The organism is Anaerotignum sp. MSJ-24 (assembly GCF_018918145.1).
In the GTDB taxonomy this organism is placed as follows: Bacteria; Bacillota; Clostridia; order Lachnospirales; family Anaerotignaceae; genus Metalachnospira.
In genome coordinates this window covers 34,698-56,038 of record NZ_JAHLPX010000007.1, presented here as the reverse complement: position 1 = coordinate 56,038, position 21,341 = coordinate 34,698, and the positions used below count along the sequence as shown (strand labels likewise).

Genomic DNA, 21,341 nt, shown 5'->3' with positions numbered 1-21,341 from the left:
ATTACCTGTAAATAAATTTAATTCAGCTATATGTTTGGCTATATTTTACATATAATTATAATATATTAAACATTAAATGTAAATAATAACTTAAAGAATAATTATTTACGAGCATAAAAATACCCGACTTTTCAGCCGGGTATAAATCGAAACCAATTAATTATTTGAAAGCTTCAAGGAATGTGTTTACTGTATTAACTTCGATAACGTCCTTGATTTCTGTAATATCTGTGTAGAAGCTGTAGCTATGAGCTCCACCATTTGCATAAACAACATCAGCGTGGAAAGCATCTGCTACTTCCTGGCTCATCTTAGGTGCTACTGTGTCATCATCCTGACCGTATATAACAAGTGCTTTTCCTGTATACTTGCCAGCATCTTTAAGAGGATCTGCATTTACAATATCATCGAACCAAGCCTTTGAAAGCTCCTGAACCTGACCATATTTTGTTGTGAATACAACGTAACCGTCCTTTGAAGCTTTAGCATATAATTCATCATAAGTTGCTTTGTCACCCATAAAGTCAACATAGTCAACCTTGCCTGCGAAAGGAGCAAGCATAACAACGCCCTTAAAGTCAACCTTACCTTCTGTTGCAACTGTTGCAGCAATACGTCCGCCCATGCTGTATCCGAATACACCGACTTTAGCTGAATCAATAGCAAAGTTAGCTTCAACATATTCGATTGATGAGTATACATCGTTTACCATGTTTGTCATTGTGTTAGCCTGGAAAGATTCATCACTCTTACCACAGCCGGGGAAGTCCATACGAACTGATGCAATTCCCGCTTTTGCAAGTGTTTCTGCTACGCCTGTAAGACCACCGTTTTCTTCTCTGTTTCCGCCATGGCCATGTGCGATAACAACGAGAGGAACTTTAACACCTTCCGCTACCTTAGGCATAACTACTGTACCTTTAATAGTTGTTGAACGAACTGAAGGCATTTCAACCTCTGTTGATGTAAATTCATATGAAGGTGTTATTGAAACAAGACTGTCTCTTCCGTCCCATGATACATTGTAACCAAATGCTTCTGCAAGATAACGTGCAGGTGCATATGTACGGTCGTTTGTAATAACTGCTGCTGTGTCCATTTCAACAGTTGATGCTTTTTCGCCTTCTGTTACCTTTAATTCTTTTGCTCCGATTGTAAAATCAACTTTCTTTGCTCCGTCTTCTGTTGCAAATGTAGCTGTTTTAGCTTTGTCGTCCCAGTCAACCTTAAGGTTGAGAGCCTCTGCGATTGCACGAAGAGGTACAAGTGTACGATTGTCGCTGTTGATATAAGGTGCTGCGTCTGTGAACGCTACCTTATCTCCGTTTGCAGTAACTGTGATGTCTGCTGCAAATGCTGTTGCCGGAACCATGCTGATAGCAAGTGTTGCCGCAACTAATCCTGCAAATAACTTTTTCATTTTTTGAATCCTCCTTTAATAATTTGTCCTTATATTTTAACTCATTTTTACAATAATTGCAACTTAAATAAGCCTTTTGCAATGTAATATTGTACAAAAGACTTATTTTGTAAGTATTGGATTTTATTAATATTTATTATGATAATACTTTATTTAACACTTCTTCATCTACATAATTATATCCGTTTACATTATAAAGCGCCAAATCAACAGCTTTTCCGTTTATTTCAACACTCCAGTCGGATGCTTTACCTACTTCATTAACATACTCATCAGCTTTATAACCGTCTGAATATTCATAATTCTCTCCGGTTTTAATATTTACTGTTCTTTTTTCACTGTCAAAATCGACATTAAATGCTTTTTCGGTATTTTTTGCTTTTTCTGCAGCCGCTCTTAACATAATATACTTTCCGGTTGGCTTTTTCTCACTGAATAGCCAGAGCTGAGCCGGTTCTGTATTTTCATCAATGCTTATTTTAACATCTGCTTTATTATCATTAAGACTATATTCTTTTTTCTCCGAATCATAAACATAATCTGTAATATCGGCATCATTGGCCGTATCATCTACAACAGTTGTAATTCCGAAATCATTGTCATTAATTACAGCTATTGTTTTATCATCGGTCATACATATTCCTTCTGCCTTTTCTGCCGTCCAGCCGTTAGCACGAAGATCTATATACGGAGTCTTCTTTGCAAAATTTATGTTTGAAAGCTCATCAGCCGATGCATATTCAAGCTCTTTGCCTTCATATTTAATATCACTGATGTCAGTTGCCGATGAAATATCCACCTTATAAATTACATTGGACATATTTTTATCGGCTTTCTTTCCCTGTTCTATTACAAGAAGAGTGTTGTCATCAACAGCATATATATCACCTATTTTACAATCCTTGGGAGATTTATACATTGTTACATCAACCGGATACGCAAACATTTTTGTTTTCTTTGTTTTAGGATCCAGTTCAACAAAACGTGTAAAGCAAGCAGTTTTTTTAGTTTCTCCGTTTACATCGAGAACACTTTGTACAGAAGCAATAACCTTTCCTGACGGTGTGATTGTAAGTCCTTCAAAGCCCCTGTTTGGTATTCTGTATTTAAGCACATCAGGAAGTCCGTCACCGGGAGCATATTTTTCAAGAATGTTTCCGTTTGCATCGACCTTTACTATAAACGGACCATATTCGTCGCAAATCCAGAAGTTTCCGTCAGAATCTACCGCAATACCTTCTGTATCCAATCCGTCGTTATCATATCCGATATTGTTCATATTCATATCAAGCGCTGTTTCTCCGGTAGAGCCTACACTGCCCGGTTCAAGCGGAAGTCCTGTTATGTTCTTACCTTCTGAATTTTTAAGCTTAATTTCGCTTTCCGCAACAACGCCGCTGTCTGTAACCGTAAGCACTGCTATGCTCGGTGTAAAATCAGGACATGGGAATATCTTGCTGTCCGTTATTTTATCTCCATTTTTATATTTTGGCGCATCTGCATTGGGACCTCTGTCTGTTATAGCATAAAACTGCATTTGTCCCTTATCATTATAGCCTTTAAATGTTACCGCTGAACCAAAGCCTGTTACAAGTCCGTTTTCAAAATAACCTTCCTTAGAATTTTCAAAAGGAACTCTGAGTTTTTCCGGTACGGAAATATCGTATGCCTTTACATTAAAATCAGCCGCCATAGCAGGTACGCAATTTGCTGCCGTAACAATAGCCATTAAAGCCGTAAATATTTTCTTTTTCATATTTTCTTTCCTCCTTTTTGTCTTAATTCTAATGTGCTTATTTTAACAACGCTATCTCTGTTTTGTTAAATATTATTTAAAACTCACAATAAAAACAAAAGAATCCCCAATCCGTTACCGAATTGGGGAGAGAGAAAAGACCTTAATTTAATTAGCAGATACCCTGAGCGAGCATAGCCTCTGCAACCTTCTTGAAGCCTGCAATATTAGCACCAACAACAAAGTTGTTTTCATATCCATATTCCTTAGCAGCCTCTGACATCTCTTTGTAAATATTAACCATGATGTCATGAAGTTTTGCGTCTACTTCTTCGAATGTCCAGCTGAGTCTCTGGCTGTTCTGGCTCATTTCAAGAGCTGATGTTGCAACACCACCGGCATTAGCTGCCTTTGCAGGTGCAAATAATATCTTGTTTTCAAGGAAGATGTCGATTGCTTCAAGTGAGCTGGGCATGTTAGCACCTTCACCAACTGCGTAGCAGCCGTTAGCAACAAGCATCTTAGCGTCGTCAGCAAGAAGTTCGTTCTGTGTTGCACAAGGAAGAGCTATATCACATTTAACTGACCATACGCCCTTACCTTCATGGTATTCAACACCGGGTTTAGCTTCTGCATATTCTTTGATACGTCCACGTTTAACTTCCTTGATTTCTTTAACAAGAGCAAGGTCGATACCGTCTTTATCATATACCCAGCCGTTAGAGTCTGACATTGTAACAACCTTACCGCCAAGCTCCTGAGCCTTCTGGCAAGCATAGATAGCAACGTTACCTGAACCTGAGATTGTGATAACCTGATCCTTGATGCTCTTGCCTGCTGCCTTAAGCATTTCATCTACGATATATACAAGGCCGAATCCTGTTGCTTCTGTACGAGCAAGTGAACCGCCGTATGTAAGGCCCTTACCTGTAAGAACGCCTTCGTATTTGCCTGTAATTCTCTTATACTGTCCGTAAAGGAAGCCGATTTCTCTTCCGCCTACACCGATATCTCCGGCAGGAACGTCAACGTCTGCACCGATATATTTGTAAAGCTCTGTCATAAAGCTCTGGCAGAATCTCATGATTTCGTTGTCTGATTTGCCCTTAGGATCGAAGTCTGAACCACCTTTGCCGCCGCCGATGGGAAGGCCTGTAAGAGAGTTCTTGAAGATCTGTTCAAAACCAAGGAATTTGATTACACCAAGGTTTACTGTAGGATGTAAACGAAGTCCTCCTTTGTAAGGTCCGATTGCGCTTGAGAACTGTACTCTGTAACCTTTGTTTACATGTACCTTGCCTGCATCGTCAACCCAGGGAACTCTGAACATAATAACACGTTCGGGCTCAACAAGTCTTTCAAGAAGGCCTGCCTTCTGATATCTTTCATCCTTTTCGATGATTGGTTTAAGTGAGTTAAGAACCTCTGTTGCTGCCTGATGGAATTCGGGTTCACCGGGATTCTTTTTAATCAATTCTGCTAATACTTCATCAACATAACTCATTTTTCATTTCCCCCTAATAGATTAATTTATTCGTTCCCATGCCGACATATATGCTGTGGCACAAGGACATCTTCAATATTTTAAGCAAGTTTATTATATACATGTTTTTCTTTTAAAGCAACAAAAATTTTTCAGAACTATGAGCATTTCTAATTTTTATAACCGCAAATTTTAACGATTTTTTCTTATATTTCTGATAAAAAGCCTACTTTCGGATTATCGGTATAACCAATTTTGTCATACTTAGGCCTTAAAAATGAGCAAAAAAATAAGCCGATATGTTTATCCGCTTAAAATTTATATAAAATTCCCAGAATGTCGTTCCTGCATTTTGACACCTAGCCAAAGCTAGGTGGGTGTCCGCATTAAAGTTGGCTGTCCTCCGCTGCCCAAAGGGAATTATCTTGCGGCCCGACATTCAACCTTCCATATAGAACTCCCTTATGAGTAATGTAGGTTCAAAATAGACAGGCTATCGAGCATTCCAGGAAAATTTTATTAACTTTTTTGTATGAGCTTATTATACTACTATTCTTTCATAAATTCAACATTATATTACACCAAAGATTTAACAATCGTAATCAATCCGCCGAAAAGTGCAACAACATCGGCAACATTGAATATCGGAGCCTTTGGTGCATCAATATAAATAAAATCCGTTACCTCTCCGTGAACAATTCTTTCGATAAAGTTGCCTAATCCGCCGCCGAGTATAAGCGCCGGACCTATTTTTGCCGAAGGCTTTGCTCCGGAACGGATTAAATAAACAAGTGCCGCAAAAACAGCGGTCACACCGGCACCCGATGCAAGAATGACCTTATTTCTTTCATCTTCGAATTTATTATATGCCAGTCCTCTGTTCTTTATGTGCCATAAATAAAGTCTGCCTTTAATATGCCTTTTTTCGCCGACACGCATTTCTTTTTTAACTTTTTCTTTAACTCCGATATCTGCCAAGGCAGTAATTATTGAAATAAATATATACTTCATATTCAGTCCTCCGATTGATAAATACAGTATAGCAAAAATACTCCGTCTTTTCAACAAATGTACGAATTTACACGTCTAAATGCCGAAAATGTTCTTTTTTTGCGGCTTATATACTTATTTTATTGTTTAAGACCTCTTGTAACATTAATTTTAATGTATTATAATTTTAAAAGAGCTTATACTGAATATATAATGCTTAAAATTAACCGTTATTTCAAATTTACAGTTTCTGAAAGGAGTTTTTCAAAGTGGCTTTGGTAACAACAAAAGAAATGTTTGAAAAAGCATATAACGGAAAATATGCTATTGGTGCTTTCAACATCAACAATATGGAAATTATCCAGGGTATCGTAAGCGCCTGCAAAAAACATAACTCTGCAGTAATACTTCAGGTTTCAAAAAGTGCTCTTAAATATGCACATCCGCTTTACCTCAAAAAAATGGTAGATGCGGCAGTAGAAGAAACAGGTCTTGATATTGCGCTTCATCTTGACCACGGTCCCGATTTTGAGACCTGCAAGCTTTGTATAGAATCAGGATTTACATCTGTTATGTTTGACGGTTCACATCTTGATTATGAAGAAAATGTAGCTAAAACAAAAGAAATCGTTGACTATGCTCACGAAAGAGGCATTGTTGTTGAGGCTGAGCTTGGCAAGCTTGCCGGTGTTGAAGATGATGTTAAAGTTGCAGCAGGGAATGCAACATACACAGATCCCGATCAGGCTGTTGACTTTGTAAAACGTACAGGCGTTGATTCTCTTGCAATAGCAATCGGAACAAGCCACGGTGCATATAAATTCAAAGGTGATGCAAAGCTTGACTTTGACCGTCTTGAGCTTATCACAAAGAAGCTTGAAGAAGCAGGCTTCCATAACTATCCCATCGTTCTTCACGGTGCTTCCGCAGTTGACCAGAAATCTGTTGCAACATGCAACGAATTTGGCGGACAGATTAAAGGAGCAAAGGGTATTCCCGTTGAAATGCTCAGAAAAGCCGCTTCAATGGCTGTCTGCAAAATCAACATGGACACAGACATCCGTCTTGCCATGACAGCCGCAATCAGAAAGAGCTTTGCGGAAGATCCTGCCGCATTCGATCCCAGAGGTTATCTCGGAGCAGCAAGAAACGACATCGAAGCTCTTGTTGAATACAAAATTACAGATGTACTCGGTTCAGAAAATTCAATGAACTAATTTTGTCTTTCAGAGGGCGTTTTTACGTCCTCTTTTTTATTTTAAATATGGCCAAAAAAGGCTTTATTTTTTTGTGAAAAATAACTATAATATACCGTATGTATTTCAGAAAGGAACGAATTTAAAATGTCAAGCAAACAAAAAGGTATATTATGTATAATTCTTTCGGCGCTTTGTTTTGCCTTTATGAACGTATTTGTACGTTTATCGGGTGATCTGCCGTCCGTACAAAAAAGCTTTTTCAGAAATTTTGTTGCAATGCTTTTTGCATTAATACTCCTTGCAAAAAAACGTCCTGAAATTAAGCTCACCAAACAATCAACCATTGATATAATAATGCGTTCAATATGCGGAACTCTGGGAATACTCTGCAACTTCTATGCAGTTGACCATCTTGTGCTTGCCGATGCGTCCATGCTCAACAAGATGTCTCCGTTTTTTGCGGTAATATTCAGCGTTGTTCTTCTCAACGAAAAGGCAACAAAATTCCAATGGGGTGCAATAATAACCGCATTTATAGGCTGTATATTCATATTAAAGCCTTCACCTTCGCAAATGGCGTTTTTCCCGGCAGTAATAGGTCTTTTGGGCGGTATGGGAGCAGGAATAGCCTATACCTTCGTGCGAAAGCTCGGAAAACAGGGTGTGCCCGGACCGTTTATAGTATTTTTCTTTTCGGCATTCTCATGCGTAGTGACACTGCCGTATCTGATACTCAATTATCACCCTATGACAACACATCAGCTTTGTATGCTGCTTTTAGCCGGACTTTCGGCTGCCGGCGGACAGTTCTCCATTACTGCGGCATATACTCATGCTCCTGCGGCTGAAATATCAATATATGACTATTCCCAGATAATATTTGCCGCATTTCTCGGTTTCGTAATATTCGGTCAGATTCCCGATGTTCTCAGCGTAATCGGTTATATAATCGTCTGCTCTGCGGCAATAGCGGTATTTATTTACAACAACAAAAGAACAGCTTGATACCAAACATAAAAAAGTCCGGCGTGCCGGACTTTTTTATTGATTATATTTAATTTTTATCAGTCATCAGTCTTTAACCGATTCCGCAACGCCGTCAGCATCAAACTTAACCGTTACGTCCTCGACTTCATTCTTATTGATCGATTTCTTAAGACTTTCGATATTTTCCTCATCATAGGTTGTTCCGTCTATGCTTATTCTTGTATCGCTGTCGAACTTGAATTCAACATCGCCTATGCCCTTCATATCGAGCCAGAATGAACCTCTTAAACGGCTTGCATTGCTTACTGTCATTGATGTAAGTGTACCTTCGGCTCTTGATACATAACCGGAAATTTTTGTAACCTCACTGTTTTTAACCGTAAGCTCTACATAAACCTCTGCATTGGCATCTAAGAGTGCTTCAAGCGCTTCATCTCCATCCATACCACCGAAAAGGTCATTATCATCAATATCCGTTGCACCGACTGTTATGTCATATTTTGCATTGCTTGCAATATCGAATTTCTTTGATGTTCCTGAAATCTTTATTGTGTTTCCGTTAAAGGAGCTTATTGTTCCTTTATAATCTTTCTTTTCATCTTTATAGTTACTTGCTGTTCCGTCAACCTTTGTAACCTCATCGTCCTTGTTGAACGTAAGCTTTGCTGTTATATATTTGCCGTCATCATCAAGGTCATCATATTTTTCCATGAAATCAGCCTGTGATGAAACATTGTTTCCGTTGAGCTTATAGGTTACATCATCGGCGAAATCATAGGTATATGTCTTTGAGCCTGATAATATCGAAATTTTCTTTCTGTTAAGTGCCGTTATTTTTCCTTCGTTCTTTACAGACGCCTCTTTTTCGGTTACCTCAACCTTTGTTGCCTCATTTGTTGTTGAGCTTATTTCAAGAACAACATATGCTGTTGATTTTTTTCTTGACATATCGCTGAGCTGGCGCATTGTGGCAGTCTTTCCATCAAGAGTAATCTTTGCATCTGTCGCAATTACATAGGAAACCTCTCTGTTGCTCTTGTCGAGTATCTTTATGCTGTAATTTCCGGCGCTTATAAATTCACCCTTATCGGTAATTGTCTTGCCATAATCCTGTCTGTTTACAATATTTGCATCAACAACTGCATCCTTTGTAATTGTTACCTTGGCTATCTCAGCATTGTAATGTGAAACCTGAACCGTATCTCCAAGTCCTATTCCTTTAGGGCCTACATTGTTTGTCGAATTAATATATACAGGTGTTGAGTTATCAAGCACAAAGCCTTCTGTTCCGTTTGCTGTAAGTATACGAAGAAGCCATGTTCCGTTTGTTTCGGCAATAGAGGCAACAACGCCTGTTGTCTGTGTATAGCCCGATTCGGAATTTGTAGGAATGCCCTTCTTCATAAGGTCGTATGTTTTTGACGCAAGAACGGCAACCTCCGCTCTTGTGATATTTGCGGAAGGATTGAATTTATTGTTGTTATCTCCGCTTACGATTCCATTTACATTGAGAAGCTCAACATAAGGCTTTGCCTCTGCCGAAATAGATGCAGTATCACTAAATGACAATGATGTTCCGGAAGAAACAGGATAAACCACAGCAAGTGCCTTTCCAAAGAATACTGCCATATCCTCTCTTGTTATGTTGTTGCTCTTTCCGTTTGTTGTGAATTTTGTAAGATTATAAGAGGTTATAATTCCCTTTTCCCTGCAAAAAGCAACTGCCTTCTGTCCCCATGCGGGAACGCCTTCTGAATTCATTTCCATAGTATATTTCTGTATTCCCGTTTCGGTAATATCATCGGAAAAGCCTGTTGACTTAACGATAGTATATATAAGCTGGGCAGCCTCGGTGTATGTCATGTTATCTTTTCCTCTGAATACCTTTTTGCCGGCTTTGTTATAATCTCCGACCATAAGTCCCTTATCGGCAACACTGTTTATATATGTCGTTGCCCAAGGAATATTATTTATATCAGCAAAGCCGCTTGCTGCGTATCCGATTGACGAAAACGCTGTACAGCAGGCTATTGTCAATGCTGCAAAAGCATATTTTTTCATTCATATCTCCCCTTGGTTAATATTCTTCTATGTTATTGATTATATAATAAACAGAGCAATATTGCACTACAAAAATATACAAAAAATCTAAAAACAAATATATATTATTATTGAATACCGTATCAAAGTATAAATTAAACAAATTTCCATATTGGAAGGATTTGGGAAACAAAGATTTCGACTTAGGTGGTGACTTTGTCGACACCAAAAAGCGGCATTCAAACATATGTTATGCTTAAATGCCGTCTGTACTTATTCCTCTGTTATATTGTTTTCTTCAGACTGTTCATCTTTTTCATTGAACAGCTCCATAAACTGCTCGCCTGTTATCGTTTCCTTTTCGATAAGGAATGCGGCTATTTTATGCAGCTTATCTATATTTGCACTTAACAGCTCTGTTGCCTTTTTATGGCAGTCCTTTATTATTTCAAGTGCCTCATAATCTGCCTTTGAGCCTGTTGCGTCTGAACAGAGCATTGCAGTTTTACCTTCAAGATACATATTCGAATTTTTCTCAAGTGCCATCATGTCAAAGCTTTCGCTCATGCCGAATTTTGTTACCATGGCTCTTGCCAGCTCGGTTGCACGCTCTATGTCATTTGCGGCTCCTGTTGTTACTGTGTTGAATATAATTTCTTCGGCAGTACGTCCCGAAAGAAGCGTAACAATCTGCTCTGTTATTTCTTCCTTAGACATAAGATAATGTTCTTCCTCCGGCATCTGCATTGTATAGCCGAGAGAGCCCATTGTTCTCGGAACAATTGTAATTTTCTGAACCGGCTGTGTATTTTTCTGCAAAGCTATCGCAAGTGCATGTCCAACCTCATGGTATGCAACAATCTTTCTTTCCTTTTCGGTAAGTATTCTGTCCTTCTTTTCCTTACCGGCAATAACAAGCTCAATGGCCTCCATAAGGTCGCTCTGTCTTACCTTATCTCTGCCTTCTCTTACGGCAAGCAGAGCCGCCTCGTTGACCATATTGGCAATATCGGCACCGGCACAACCCGATGTTCCCAGAGCAATCTGTTTTAAATCAATATCATCATCTGTCTTTACAGCTTTAAGATGTACCTTAAGTATATCCTCTCTGCCCTTAAGATCAGGCTTATCAACAACAATCCTTCGGTCAAAACGTCCCGGCCTTAAAAGTGCCTGGTCAAGAACCTCCGGTCTGTTCGTCGCTCCTATTACGACAATTCCTTTTGTAACATCAAATCCGTCCATCTCGCTTAAAAGCTGGTTCAATGTTTGTTCTCTTTCATCATTTCCTATTGTGCCGTCACGGCTTTTGCCTATGGCATCAATCTCATCAATAAATATGATACAGGGTGCATTGGCAACCGCATCTTTAAACAAATCCCTTACTCTTGATGCACCGACGCCGACAAACATTTCAACAAAGTTTGAGCCACTGAGCGAATAGAACGGAACCTTTGCTTCTCCGGCAACTGCCTTTGCAAGCAAAGTTTTTCCTGTTCCCGGAGGCCCTACAAGCAGTGCGCCTCTCGGAAGCTTTGCACCTATCTGCGTATATTTTTCCGGCTGATGAAGAAAGTCCACTATCTCTGTAAGCGATTCCTTTGCCTCTTCCTCACCGGCAACGTCGGCAAAGGTTATGCCGGTTTCCTTTTCAACATACATTTTTGCATTGCTTTTTCCGAAACCGCCGCCCATTCTTTTCATCATTGAACGCATGAGCAGCGAAATCATAAGATAGAAAAACGCAATCGGAAGAACCCATTCAACAACAAAGCTGATTATAGGCGAGGATGTAGTCGGTGGATTGTCGAAAGCAACGTCATTTTCCTCAAGTCGGCTTATTAAATTAGGATCGTTTATATATCCTGTGTAATATTTGCTTTTGTTTCCGAACTGGTCAGCTTTATCCTCCTTAAGTGTAAAGTTGATTACAGAGCCGCTGAACTCCACCTCGTCAACCTTTCCTTCTTTGACCATATCAATAAATTCGCTGTATTTAACCTCATTGACAGACTGCATCTGTCTTTTGCTTATCACATAATTAAGTGTAAGTGTAAATATCAGTGCAACTATGCCGAAAATAAGCAATATACGTTTTTCCCTGTCATTTTTCTTGTTGTCATCATCTTTTTTATCGGAAGGCATATTATAAAAATCCCCCTTTCACACATTTAATATTTTACTTGATCATTGCGATATTTACATTATACGACAAAATCAAATAAAATGAAGGGGTAAAATATTAAAGATTAATTAAACAATATCTATATGCCGCTTCAAATCCCAATCCGACAGCGAACCAGAGCGGTGCATAGTCCAGCCTTATAACGCTCTGCACATTGTATCTGCTGTTGCTGTAATCCCATGGGCAGGCATTAATTTTTCCGAGCAGTGTTCCCGAATAATATTCTGCCACAAATATATAAAGCATATATGTCACTCCTCTTACAATAATCGGCAGACCTGCAATAATATTCATTATAGGCTCAAAAAATATTACGCTTCCGTATATGGGAAACATCCACAGTGAGGTATAGCATCCGAGCTTTTTATCGCCTCTGTACAAGCTGTTCAGGCCCGTCCACACCACCTCCATAATTAATCCGGCAAATCCATATAATATAAATCTTTTTATCATATATGTATTCTGTCATTCGGTCGTTATAATTATGTGTTATTTTTATTTATTACCGAGTACAAAATTTCCGCCAGAGGCTCCATTGCGTTCATAGCCTCTTCCTTTGTATTTGTCTGTGCTCCGACCTCGACCAGAAGAGATTTCGGCAGCATATTAAGGCTGTATCTGTACGCGTTTATATAATTCTTTCTTGCAAGACCGCTATAAAGCTTATCGGCGGCATATTTCATACAAAAACTGAATGCAAGATTTTCATTTATATACGTGCTGTCCAGACCGGCTGTTTTTATCAATCGGTCACCGTCATAAATTCGGCAAATGCCGTTAAAAAACATAAGCTGTGCCGTAGGCTTGTCATTTATCTGCGTAACAAGACGCACCGTTTCGTCCTTAACGCCGTCACGGTGCAGATCAATGGCTATTTCTATCGATGGATTTTCCTTCAAAATCTGTTCTATAACAGGCTCCATTCTTTCATAAGCGCCTGTCGTTGTCATCTTTGAATCCACATAATCAAAGCTTTGCGTACAGTGCATTGTTTCTATACCGTAATCATTTTCGAGAATATCCTTAAGTCTTTCGCCTGTGCCGATTATTCCGTCTTCAAGCCCGTTTGACATATCGCTGTCGGCATAGCCTTCATGCGAATGAGTATGGAATATGAGCACCTTAGGACCTTTTTCCTCTGTATTCAGCGAAAAATCCATTGCAAGAAATTCCTCCGGCTTTATATCGCCCTCCTGCAAATCCGTAATTGCCGCAACGGTATAAAAATTCTTTTTGAGATAATTTATATCCCTGTAATTTCTTTTTTCATCATCATTCATAACAAACACCGCACTGTTGTCCTTTATCGTTTTAGGTTCATTATTTTCCTTCTCCTCCTTATCTGTGTCCTTGTTCGTTGTTGTCGGTATATCAGTTTCCTTTGTCTGCACGTTTTTCTCTGCCTTATGTACATTTTTTACGGTATCAAGATTTACCGAAGTATAAGGCATTACCTCTGCAAGTGCAATCGTTTTAAGGGTAAGGTCATTGTCCCATGCAGCAACAGATATACCGAAAAGAGCCAAAACCAGCAAGCCGACTATATTTTTTCTTATAAAGAGCCTGTAATTAAACCTCCATCTCTGCAATATATCTCCTCCCTCAAATCAATATATTCAGAATGTGTCGGCTATATTTCAAAATATATTTTCTTATTGGACGAAATTGTGATAAAAGCAGAGTTATATAAAAACGGGACGTTATGGCTGTTTATTTACTGCCCCGTCCCGTCTTTTCCATTATAATTTTTATTTTTTCTTTTCCGGCCTGTGCCATTCATTCAAAACAGCCTCAACCTGTGCAATTAACTGCTCCTTATTCGGAATATAAGAAACATAACGTGAAGCAAAAATGTTGTTGGACAAACCGCCGAGAGCATATTCGGCAGCTATACTGTCCTTATCCGTACAAAGAATAATTCCGATTGGTGGATTATCATGTTCATCATTAACTTCTGCGGCATAGTAGTTCAGGTACATATTAAGCTGTCCGGCAGCTTCCGGCATAAGCTTGGTTGTCTTTAATTCAATCAACACATATGCCCTGAGAATTTTATTATAAAAAACCATATCTACATAGTAATGAGTATTGTTCAAGGTAATACGCTGCTGTGTTCCGACAAACATAAAACCTCGTCCTAATTCCAACAGAAATTTTTCTATCTGTTCGACCAATGCTTTTTCAAGGTCACTTTCAAGCATAGGCTTATTTTCCGGTAAGCCCAGAAATTCAAATACATAAGGATCTTTGATTATATCTGATGGCATAGACATTTCAATTCCTTTTTCCGCAAGAGCAAGGACTGTTTCTTTGTTTGTTTTTCCCTCTGACAATAATAATCGTTCATAGAGAGAAGTGGAAATCTGCCGCTTTAGTTCTCGTATCGACCACCCGGAATTAATAGCCTCCTTTTCATAAAAGCTGCGTTTATCCGAATCTGAAATCGTCAACAGCTCACAATAATGCGACCATGACAATTTAACAGACACTGTCTGTTGAATTTGATAGCTCTGATAGAAGCGTCGCATAAATTGGAGATTAGAAACAGAAAATCCTTTTCCAAATTCTTTTGTCAGCTCCTTAGAAAGCTCCTTTAAGGTCTGCTTTCCGTAATCTGCCCGGGCATTACTTTTCTGCTCATGCTCAACAATTACTTTTCCTATATTCCAATAAGTAGACAACAATTCAGTATTTACTTGCACCGCCACTCGCTGACGTGCATTTAATAACAATTCTCTGATTTCATTCATCATAGAATCAGTATATGTCAAATCGTTCAATTTTAACGCTCCTTTCAATGCAGATTACAACCAGTATAGCACAAAAAATTTTCCGCTTCCATATTGATAAATTTATTTATGAATGTAGCTATTGTCAGGCTTTTTGCGATATATTTAAAATATATTTTCTTATTGGACGAAATTGTGATATACTCTATATAGTTTACGAATTTAACTTCGTATAATAAGAGAAACGAAAGGACGAAATATATTATGAAATTAGGTATCGTAGGACTTCCTAATGTCGGAAAAAGCACACTTTTTAATTCAATGACTCTCGGAAAGGCAGAAGCCGCAAACTATCCCTTCTGTACAATAGATCCAAACGTAGGTATCGTTTCTGTACCGGACGAAAGAATCACAAACCTTGCCAAGCTTTACAACTCGGAAAAAATAACTCCGGCCGTTATCGAATTTGTCGATATTGCCGGTCTTGTTAAGGGTGCAAGCAAAGGTGAAGGCCTCGGAAACAAGTTTCTTTCTCACATTCGTGAGGTTGATGCAATCGTTCATGTTGTACGTTGTTTTGAAGACAGCAATGTTGTTCATGTTGACGGTTCGGTTAATCCCGTAAGAGATATTGAAACAATAAACCTCGAGCTTATATTCTCAGATCTTGAAATAATAGAAAGAAGAATCGCAAAAACAGTTAAAGCCGCACAAAGCGACAAGAGCCTTAAAAAAGAGCTTGCTGTTCTCGAAACGCTCAAAAAAGGTCTTGAGGAAGGTACTCCTGCCCGTCTTATAGAGCTTAATGATGATGACGAAAAGGCATTTGTTGACTCTCTTACACTGCTTACAGGTAAGCCCGTGCTTTATGCCGCAAACGTATGCGAGGACGACCTTGCAGATGACGGACAATCAAACGAATATGTTAAACAGGTTCGTGAATATGCCGCAAACGAAGGTTCAGAGGTATTTGTTCTCTGTGCTAAAATAGAAGAAGAAATTTCCGAGCTTGATGACGATGAGAAAAAGGAATTTCTTGCCGCACTTGGTGTATCAACAAGCGGTCTTGACAGACTTATTGCCGCAAGCTACAAGCTTCTCGGCCTTATAAGCTATCTTACAGCCGGACCGACAGAATCAAGGGCATGGACAATAACAAAAGGCACAAAGGCTCCCGGCGCAGCCGGAAAAATCCACAGCGATTTCGAGAAAGGCTTTATCCGTGCAGAGGTTGTAAGCTATGACGATCTTATGCGTCTTGGCTCATACAATGCCGCAAGAGAACAGGGCCTTGTCCGTTCCGAAGGAAAGGAATATGTCGTAAAAGACGGAGATGTTATTCTTTTCAGATTTAACGTATAATATCGTATATATCAAAACAGCCGTACACTTAACTGTGTACGGCGTTTTTTTCGTTATATCAATTATATTGAATCCACATCGCACTGTGCATTGTCATAGAACGTAATCTGCACAGTTGATTTCATATCAAAGCCTGTATATTCCGTTGTTTCTCCATTATCGGCAACAACCCTAATATCGTATCTTGTTGTTAAATCGGTACTTCCCAACGATACTAATATTTTTGAACCACTGCTGACCGTTGATGAAATAAGACTGCTTCCCCAGTCATTGTTTCCGGTAGGCGAAATATAAAATTCCGTTATTCCTTTACTTGTCGAATTTAAAATATAAAATTCATTGTCTGACAATTTATTTACTTCATCATTTGTTATTTTTGATGAAGATGTGTCACTCTGTGCCGTATCGCTGTTATCGTTCGAAGCCGTACTGTCTGTACTATCGGTCTGCTGTGTCTGTGAATCGGCATTTGAATTGTCAGACTTATTTTTTCCTCCACAGGCCGAAAGCGAAAAAGCAAGCACAACCGCTGATATTAAAGCAATATATTTTTTCATTATTAGCCTCCAAAATAATTTTATTGATATAAATATGGCGTTGAAATTCATCAACGCCAAGTCTATTATACTCTTCTCGGTTTTTTAACGACCTTTTTGTTATTGTGTGTCAGCTCGTAATCCGGCAGGAAGCCTTTTTTGAACATTTTCTCAAGTGTTTTGATTACGTCAACCTCCGGTGTACCGATTTCGTCCGCAAGCATCGAAACCATACATACGCCATGGTTTTCGATAAGGTCTACATATTTAGTATATACCTTTGATTTTTTATAGCCTTCATAGCCCATTCTTGCAAACACAACGCCTATGATTCCGTAGAATGCACAGTATGTAACATATGATTCACCGAAAATATATGCCATAGGTGCAAATACGGGATTAAGCTTTGACATAAACTTTGCCCAGACCATTGTATCTCCGGCAATGTAAGAAATAGCTATGGCAAGAATGATAAGTATAACACCGAACACCATAGAAACAAGACCGAGATTTAATCCAAGCTTTCTGTCATACTGTCCCCTTTTCCAAACAAGAAGCACAGCCAGTGGCCACAAAATAACAGCCGCAATTACAATCACAATCCAAGAGCAGTAGAACGGAACTCTCTGCTTATTACCGTTAGAACTCATTAATCATTTTCCCTCTTCCTTATTGTTTTTCAGACTCTTTTCCACTTCATATCAACGATATTCTGTGAAGAAACAGCATCAAAAAGCAGTTCCCCATAATTTTTGCTCTTGATGTCTTTTCTGTCCATTACTATTATACCAAATTCTTCAGCTTTTTTAAAGACTCCTGTTTTCTTTATTTTATCATCGCCCGATGTAACAATAACTCCCTTTGAAAACCAGCCTCCAAGCCTTTTCTTTTCAATATACAGCTCGTTAAGATCCGGTGTGCTTATTTCTCTTAGCTTGCACGAAACGAATATCGGTATTGATTTTTCCATAAGTATTACATCAATCTCATTTCCTACCGTATCATTCTCGTCATATGCGTCCCAATCTATCATTGTTCCGAGCTTGACATCTGAAAATTCTCCGGTTCTTTTCGCACTTATAAAGACATACATTTCAAGCCATAAGCCGTATGTAGTCAGATAAACTCTCGCTTCCGGAAAAACATATGAAAAGTTTACCCTGTTTTCGGTTATATAAAGATTTTTAATAAAGCCGCATTTTTCAAACATTTCGAGTATATTTCTGTCCGGGTGATATTTTCTGCCGTCCTTATGCAGAAACGGAGTATTTGCTGAAATTTTCATTTTGTTATCAGCTGCGGCACTAACCGCCTGCAAATAGATACAGGTAAACCGCCATTCTCTGAGATTTCTGAACAAATATCTCGACATTTCAAGTATTTTATCAAAATCTCTTTCTTCCGGTTCATTGTGCATTCCGCCGGCATACGCAGCACCCTTTGCGTCAATGAAATCATCAAGCGTAAGCACAGCCGTTTCTTTAACCCATTCCGGATTTTCAATATCGGTTATTGTTCCGGCGGCAATATCTGTATACAGCATTTGTATTTTTCGCTCCGAACCTGCCTTATGTCCGGCAATCATCATAAGCTCACTTCCGCCGGTAAGCTCCATCATGCAGTCCTTGTCGCTGTCAATAATACTCATTGTTTTTTCATATATATCCGAAACACTGTTGTTATTCACCGCAACAGCTTCAACTCGTATCTGAGGAATATGTTTTTTAAAACACTTATTCAATGCATCAAAATATTTTTTATCCTTTATCGCATCATCATAAATATATACAACTCTGTCCGGCTCAAGTGTAAGCACCGCAAGTATATTTTTTATAGTATCCTTATCAAAAAACTCTATAAGCGTCATATCATTCCGTTACCGTTTTCCCTTCAAATCTTACCTTCTTCTCAACAACCTCTTCTTCGACATCCTCTTTATCCTCGGATTTTTTGCCGAAGGCAGAGCCGAAATTAAGCTTTGATACGATACCTGGCGCCATATCTATGAGCTTGCTTATTGCATCCTGATTTTTGATATTTATAAGCTGAACGTTTCCGTTATAAATGGCAATAACTGCACTCGGCATAATTTTTGCACCAAGTCCGCCGCCACCCTGACCCTTTTCTCCTGCTCCTGCGGCAACACCTACATTAACGTCAACAAGCGGAATAAGTGTAACCTCTCCGACCTTTACGGCATCACCGACAACAGTTTTCGAAGAAATAAAGTTTTCCATTTTATTAAATAAAATATCAAGATTGTTTCCAACTTCATTTGCCATTTTTATCACCTGAACCCTTCAAATATATTTTTATTATTTTTCTAACCTGCTTTGTCAATACAAACCTTATAAGGCATACAAGCATATATATTGGTATTATTTTTCCTTTTGCATAAGCTTCGCCTTGCAGTATTTCCTTATCAAACACAGCCTTAAGCTCAATTTTCTTATTCAGTATGCCGCCGATTGCATATGCCGCTCCGACTATTTCCGCCGTTGTTGACGGATCCTCAAATCCGATGTCACCCTTAACATAAAAATCATCGGGCTTTATGCCCTTCAAAAGCGACTTAAGGAGCTTAACGACAGCCTTAAAAAGCTGTTTTTTATCTGCCATAGGCATTTTTATAAAATAATCCAAATCAAGCTTTTCCGTTTTTTCTTCTTTATTCTTTTCGCTATCAGTATCAGTCTTTTCATCTTTTCTTTCTGCCTTTTCCTCTTCAGACAGACTTATTTTTTTGACCGCTGTTTCCTTCTTTTTGTTTTCGGCAATATTTTTTTCCGCATCGGACAGCTTAATTCTTCTTACCTTGGCAGAATTGCCCGTCGGCTTTTTGTCGTTCCATTCGTCAGATACTTTTTTTACAGTCTCAGCCGGCTTCGGTTTTTCTGTTGTTTCTGCTGTTTCAGTCTTTTCTTCTGCTTTAGCCGGCTCATTTTCAGACTTTTTCTCCGGTTCAGCCTCCGGCTTTTCATTTTGGCTATCGTTAGGTTCTGTTTTTTTTTGAGCTGTTTCACTCTCATTATTTTTATTCTTATTTCTATTTTTGCCACCAAGCTTTTTTCCGAAAAGTTCAATCTTTATACCGTCAAGCCCTTTTGCGCTTGCTTTAAATTTGACGGTGAGTATTCCAAAAAACAACTTTATACGACCTTTAAACGATATATTTTCGTATTTTTCGCCTTTTATCTCATATTTTACAGGGCATATAAGTATAACAGCCAGTATGACCAATATTACAGCAAGCACCCATAACAAAGCTTTGCCTATGAACTTAAGTATTTTAATCAATACCGACATCAAGCTACCCTCTTTTTATCCTTAATAAACAAATACGCTCCGCAGGCAGTGAACGCCGCAAGAATTGCCATGCACCAAATACCTATTTTGAGAGCAATATCCATAAAAAGCTCCTCTACAAGCACATTTATAATAAGATCCTCTGCCGGATCAAATATCCACAAGTCATTATTAAAAAATATTTTATGAAAAATTTCAAAGCAGGCATCAAAATTTATAGACGCCGCTATTGCGATAAACACGAACAACGCCAGTATACATACCGAAAAAACACCACAGCTTTTCAAAAAGAATCTGTAATCAAAGCTTTTGGTTATTATCAATATTACCAAAAGCACAGCAAAAATTCCAAACGAAACATTTCTTATGGCAAAACCGCCGTCAAAAAGCACCTTGCAGTCTGCCATATGTGTTTTTTCCCTATCCGTAAAAAACATAACGTGTTTTCCGTTTACCGTTGTTTCTATGCCTTCAAGATTCTCCCTGTCATCATGCAGATAATCCATAAGCTCCTTCATTACGGACATTATATCCTCCATTGACATATCTATATTTTCGGTAACATTATATTTTTCAAATTCTCGCTGATAATAATTAATATCGCCGAAAACAACATTTGCAACAACCGTAAGCAGTAATGTTATAACAACCGCAACAGCACACAAAGCCGTCAGCGGCTTTTTAAGCAAATTCATCTGTTTCCTCCACTATTGTTCTGAATATCTCGAAGGCCTCCGACTTACTGCCTCCGATACCGCAGATAACAAAATGCTTTCTGCGAAGCTCCTTTTTAAGCTCCCGGCACGACATTATTTCGTATCGGAATTTACCTTCCGGACATCTGCACACGCAATAAACATCTGTCGGAAATTCGCCGTTTTTCAATTTGAATATAATATCCTCTTCATCGGTAATACTGCCGCCGACAAAAATATCTTCCGAAAACTCCATAATATCACCTGCCTAAGCATATATAATTTAGTATACCAAATTTTATATGCTTTGAAAACAAATATAAAAAGTTTTATTATTGACTTTACTAAGCGAAACAGATTAGTAAAGTTCCTGACCTGAATCCACATTCCTATAATTTTCTTAGGAGGAAGGGTACGGGAAACCTAAGGTTTCCCGAGTGGAATCCGCAGACGGGATTCACTCCCGTCGAGGAGAATTGATAATTTCAAAAATTTTTCAAAATTTATTGAAATTATTAATTCATACCTTAATTTAAAACAAGGCAAAAACGATTAGTTTTTGCCTTAGGGCGTACACGCCCAAAAAAATTGAGGCCTCCGGTTTCCCGGAGACCTCGGTCCCATATAATTAAAATTGGCTTTAATTTTAATTACCTTAAATTAATTTGTACAGA

19 protein-coding genes and 1 other RNA gene are annotated in these 21,341 nt (G+C 38.6%); 3 read left to right on the top strand and 17 right to left on the bottom strand.

Annotated features, from left to right (window positions below):
• Positions 1-160 precede the first annotated feature (160 nt).
• From KQI66_RS06540 to KQI66_RS06520, 5 genes are all read right to left on the bottom strand, one after another.
• Positions 161-1,420: an alpha/beta hydrolase family protein gene (locus tag KQI66_RS06540; RefSeq protein ID WP_216427896.1), complete on the bottom strand. Its 1,260-nt coding sequence runs from the start codon at positions 1,418-1,420 to the stop codon at positions 161-163.
• A 136-nt stretch (positions 1,421-1,556) separates the two neighbouring features.
• Complete coding sequence (locus KQI66_RS06535; protein ID WP_216427893.1) at positions 1,557-3,176, bottom strand: esterase-like activity of phytase family protein; 1,620 nt, start codon at positions 3,174-3,176, stop codon at positions 1,557-1,559.
• A gap of 151 nt (positions 3,177-3,327) precedes the next feature.
• Positions 3,328-4,659 carry an NADP-specific glutamate dehydrogenase gene (gene gdhA / locus KQI66_RS06530; protein WP_216427890.1) on the bottom strand — a complete coding sequence of 444 codons (1,332 nt, stop codon included), beginning with the start codon at positions 4,657-4,659 and terminating at the stop codon, positions 3,328-3,330.
• Between the two features lie 303 nt (positions 4,660-4,962).
• Positions 4,963-5,153, bottom strand: a non-coding RNA gene (ssrS, locus tag KQI66_RS06525) — 6S RNA.
• 61 nt (positions 5,154-5,214) lie between these two features.
• Positions 5,215-5,649, bottom strand: a complete 435-nt coding sequence (locus tag KQI66_RS06520; RefSeq protein WP_216427888.1) for a signal peptidase II — start codon at positions 5,647-5,649, stop codon at positions 5,215-5,217.
• Positions 5,650-5,897: 248 nt separating this feature from the next.
• On the opposite strand from KQI66_RS06520, the gene fba reads away from it, so the two are divergent.
• Both fba and KQI66_RS06510 read left to right on the top strand, forming a co-directional pair.
• Positions 5,898-6,845, top strand: coding sequence for a class II fructose-1,6-bisphosphate aldolase (gene fba / locus KQI66_RS06515; protein ID WP_216427887.1), 948 nt, complete (start codon positions 5,898-5,900; stop codon positions 6,843-6,845).
• A gap of 102 nt (positions 6,846-6,947) precedes the next feature.
• Complete coding sequence (locus tag KQI66_RS06510) at positions 6,948-7,832, top strand: DMT family transporter (RefSeq protein WP_330655099.1); 885 nt, start codon at positions 6,948-6,950, stop codon at positions 7,830-7,832.
• A gap of 66 nt (positions 7,833-7,898) precedes the next feature.
• Here KQI66_RS06510 and KQI66_RS06505 read toward each other — a convergent pair whose 3' ends face one another.
• From KQI66_RS06505 to KQI66_RS06485, 5 genes are all read right to left on the bottom strand, one after another.
• Complete coding sequence (locus KQI66_RS06505) at positions 7,899-9,875, bottom strand: S-layer homology domain-containing protein (RefSeq protein WP_216427885.1); 1,977 nt, start codon at positions 9,873-9,875, stop codon at positions 7,899-7,901.
• 252 nt (positions 9,876-10,127) lie between these two features.
• Positions 10,128-11,999 (bottom strand): ATP-dependent zinc metalloprotease FtsH, encoded by a 1,872-nt coding sequence (ftsH, locus tag KQI66_RS06500; RefSeq protein WP_216427883.1) that lies wholly within the window; start codon positions 11,997-11,999, stop codon positions 10,128-10,130.
• A gap of 97 nt (positions 12,000-12,096) precedes the next feature.
• Positions 12,097-12,492: a putative ABC transporter permease gene (locus KQI66_RS06495; protein ID WP_216427882.1), complete on the bottom strand. Its 396-nt coding sequence runs from the start codon at positions 12,490-12,492 to the stop codon at positions 12,097-12,099.
• A 29-nt stretch (positions 12,493-12,521) separates the two neighbouring features.
• Positions 12,522-13,628, bottom strand: a complete 1,107-nt coding sequence (locus KQI66_RS06490) for a stage II sporulation protein P (RefSeq protein WP_216427881.1) — start codon at positions 13,626-13,628, stop codon at positions 12,522-12,524.
• A gap of 159 nt (positions 13,629-13,787) precedes the next feature.
• Positions 13,788-14,792: a PDDEXK nuclease domain-containing protein gene (locus KQI66_RS06485; RefSeq protein WP_216428741.1), complete on the bottom strand. Its 1,005-nt coding sequence runs from the start codon at positions 14,790-14,792 to the stop codon at positions 13,788-13,790.
• 240 nt (positions 14,793-15,032) lie between these two features.
• Between KQI66_RS06485 and ychF the strand changes: the two genes are divergently transcribed.
• Positions 15,033-16,130 carry a redox-regulated ATPase YchF gene (gene ychF / locus KQI66_RS06480; RefSeq protein WP_216427879.1) on the top strand — a complete coding sequence of 366 codons (1,098 nt, stop codon included), beginning with the start codon at positions 15,033-15,035 and terminating at the stop codon, positions 16,128-16,130.
• Between the two features lie 62 nt (positions 16,131-16,192).
• Here the strand turns inward: ychF and KQI66_RS06475 are convergent, their stop codons facing one another.
• The 7 genes from KQI66_RS06475 to KQI66_RS06445 form a co-directional block, all read right to left on the bottom strand.
• Entirely contained in the window at positions 16,193-16,687 is a 495-nt protein-coding gene (locus KQI66_RS06475; protein ID WP_216427874.1) for a hypothetical protein, read from the bottom strand.
• A gap of 65 nt (positions 16,688-16,752) precedes the next feature.
• Positions 16,753-17,316, bottom strand: coding sequence for a hypothetical protein (locus tag KQI66_RS06470; RefSeq protein ID WP_216427873.1), 564 nt, complete (start codon positions 17,314-17,316; stop codon positions 16,753-16,755).
• 29 nt (positions 17,317-17,345) lie between these two features.
• Positions 17,346-18,533: a Card1-like endonuclease domain-containing protein gene (locus KQI66_RS06465; RefSeq protein WP_216427872.1), complete on the bottom strand. Its 1,188-nt coding sequence runs from the start codon at positions 18,531-18,533 to the stop codon at positions 17,346-17,348.
• 1 nt (position 18,534) lies between these two features.
• The gene (locus KQI66_RS06460; protein WP_216427871.1) at positions 18,535-18,948 is read right to left on the bottom strand and encodes a GerW family sporulation protein; all 414 of its coding nucleotides are present in this window, start codon (positions 18,946-18,948) and stop codon (positions 18,535-18,537) included.
• Entirely contained in the window at positions 18,938-19,972 is a 1,035-nt protein-coding gene (locus KQI66_RS06455) for a DUF2953 domain-containing protein (RefSeq protein ID WP_216427870.1), read from the bottom strand. Before KQI66_RS06455 ends, KQI66_RS06460 begins: the two co-directional genes overlap by 11 nt.
• Positions 19,972-20,667 carry a TIGR01906 family membrane protein gene (locus KQI66_RS06450; protein WP_216427869.1) on the bottom strand — a complete coding sequence of 232 codons (696 nt, stop codon included), beginning with the start codon at positions 20,665-20,667 and terminating at the stop codon, positions 19,972-19,974. The genes KQI66_RS06455 and KQI66_RS06450 overlap by 1 nt, the downstream gene beginning before the upstream one ends.
• Complete coding sequence (locus KQI66_RS06445; RefSeq protein ID WP_216427868.1) at positions 20,654-20,923, bottom strand: hypothetical protein; 270 nt, start codon at positions 20,921-20,923, stop codon at positions 20,654-20,656. The genes KQI66_RS06450 and KQI66_RS06445 overlap by 14 nt, the downstream gene beginning before the upstream one ends.
• Positions 20,924-21,341: the final 418 nt, after the last annotated feature.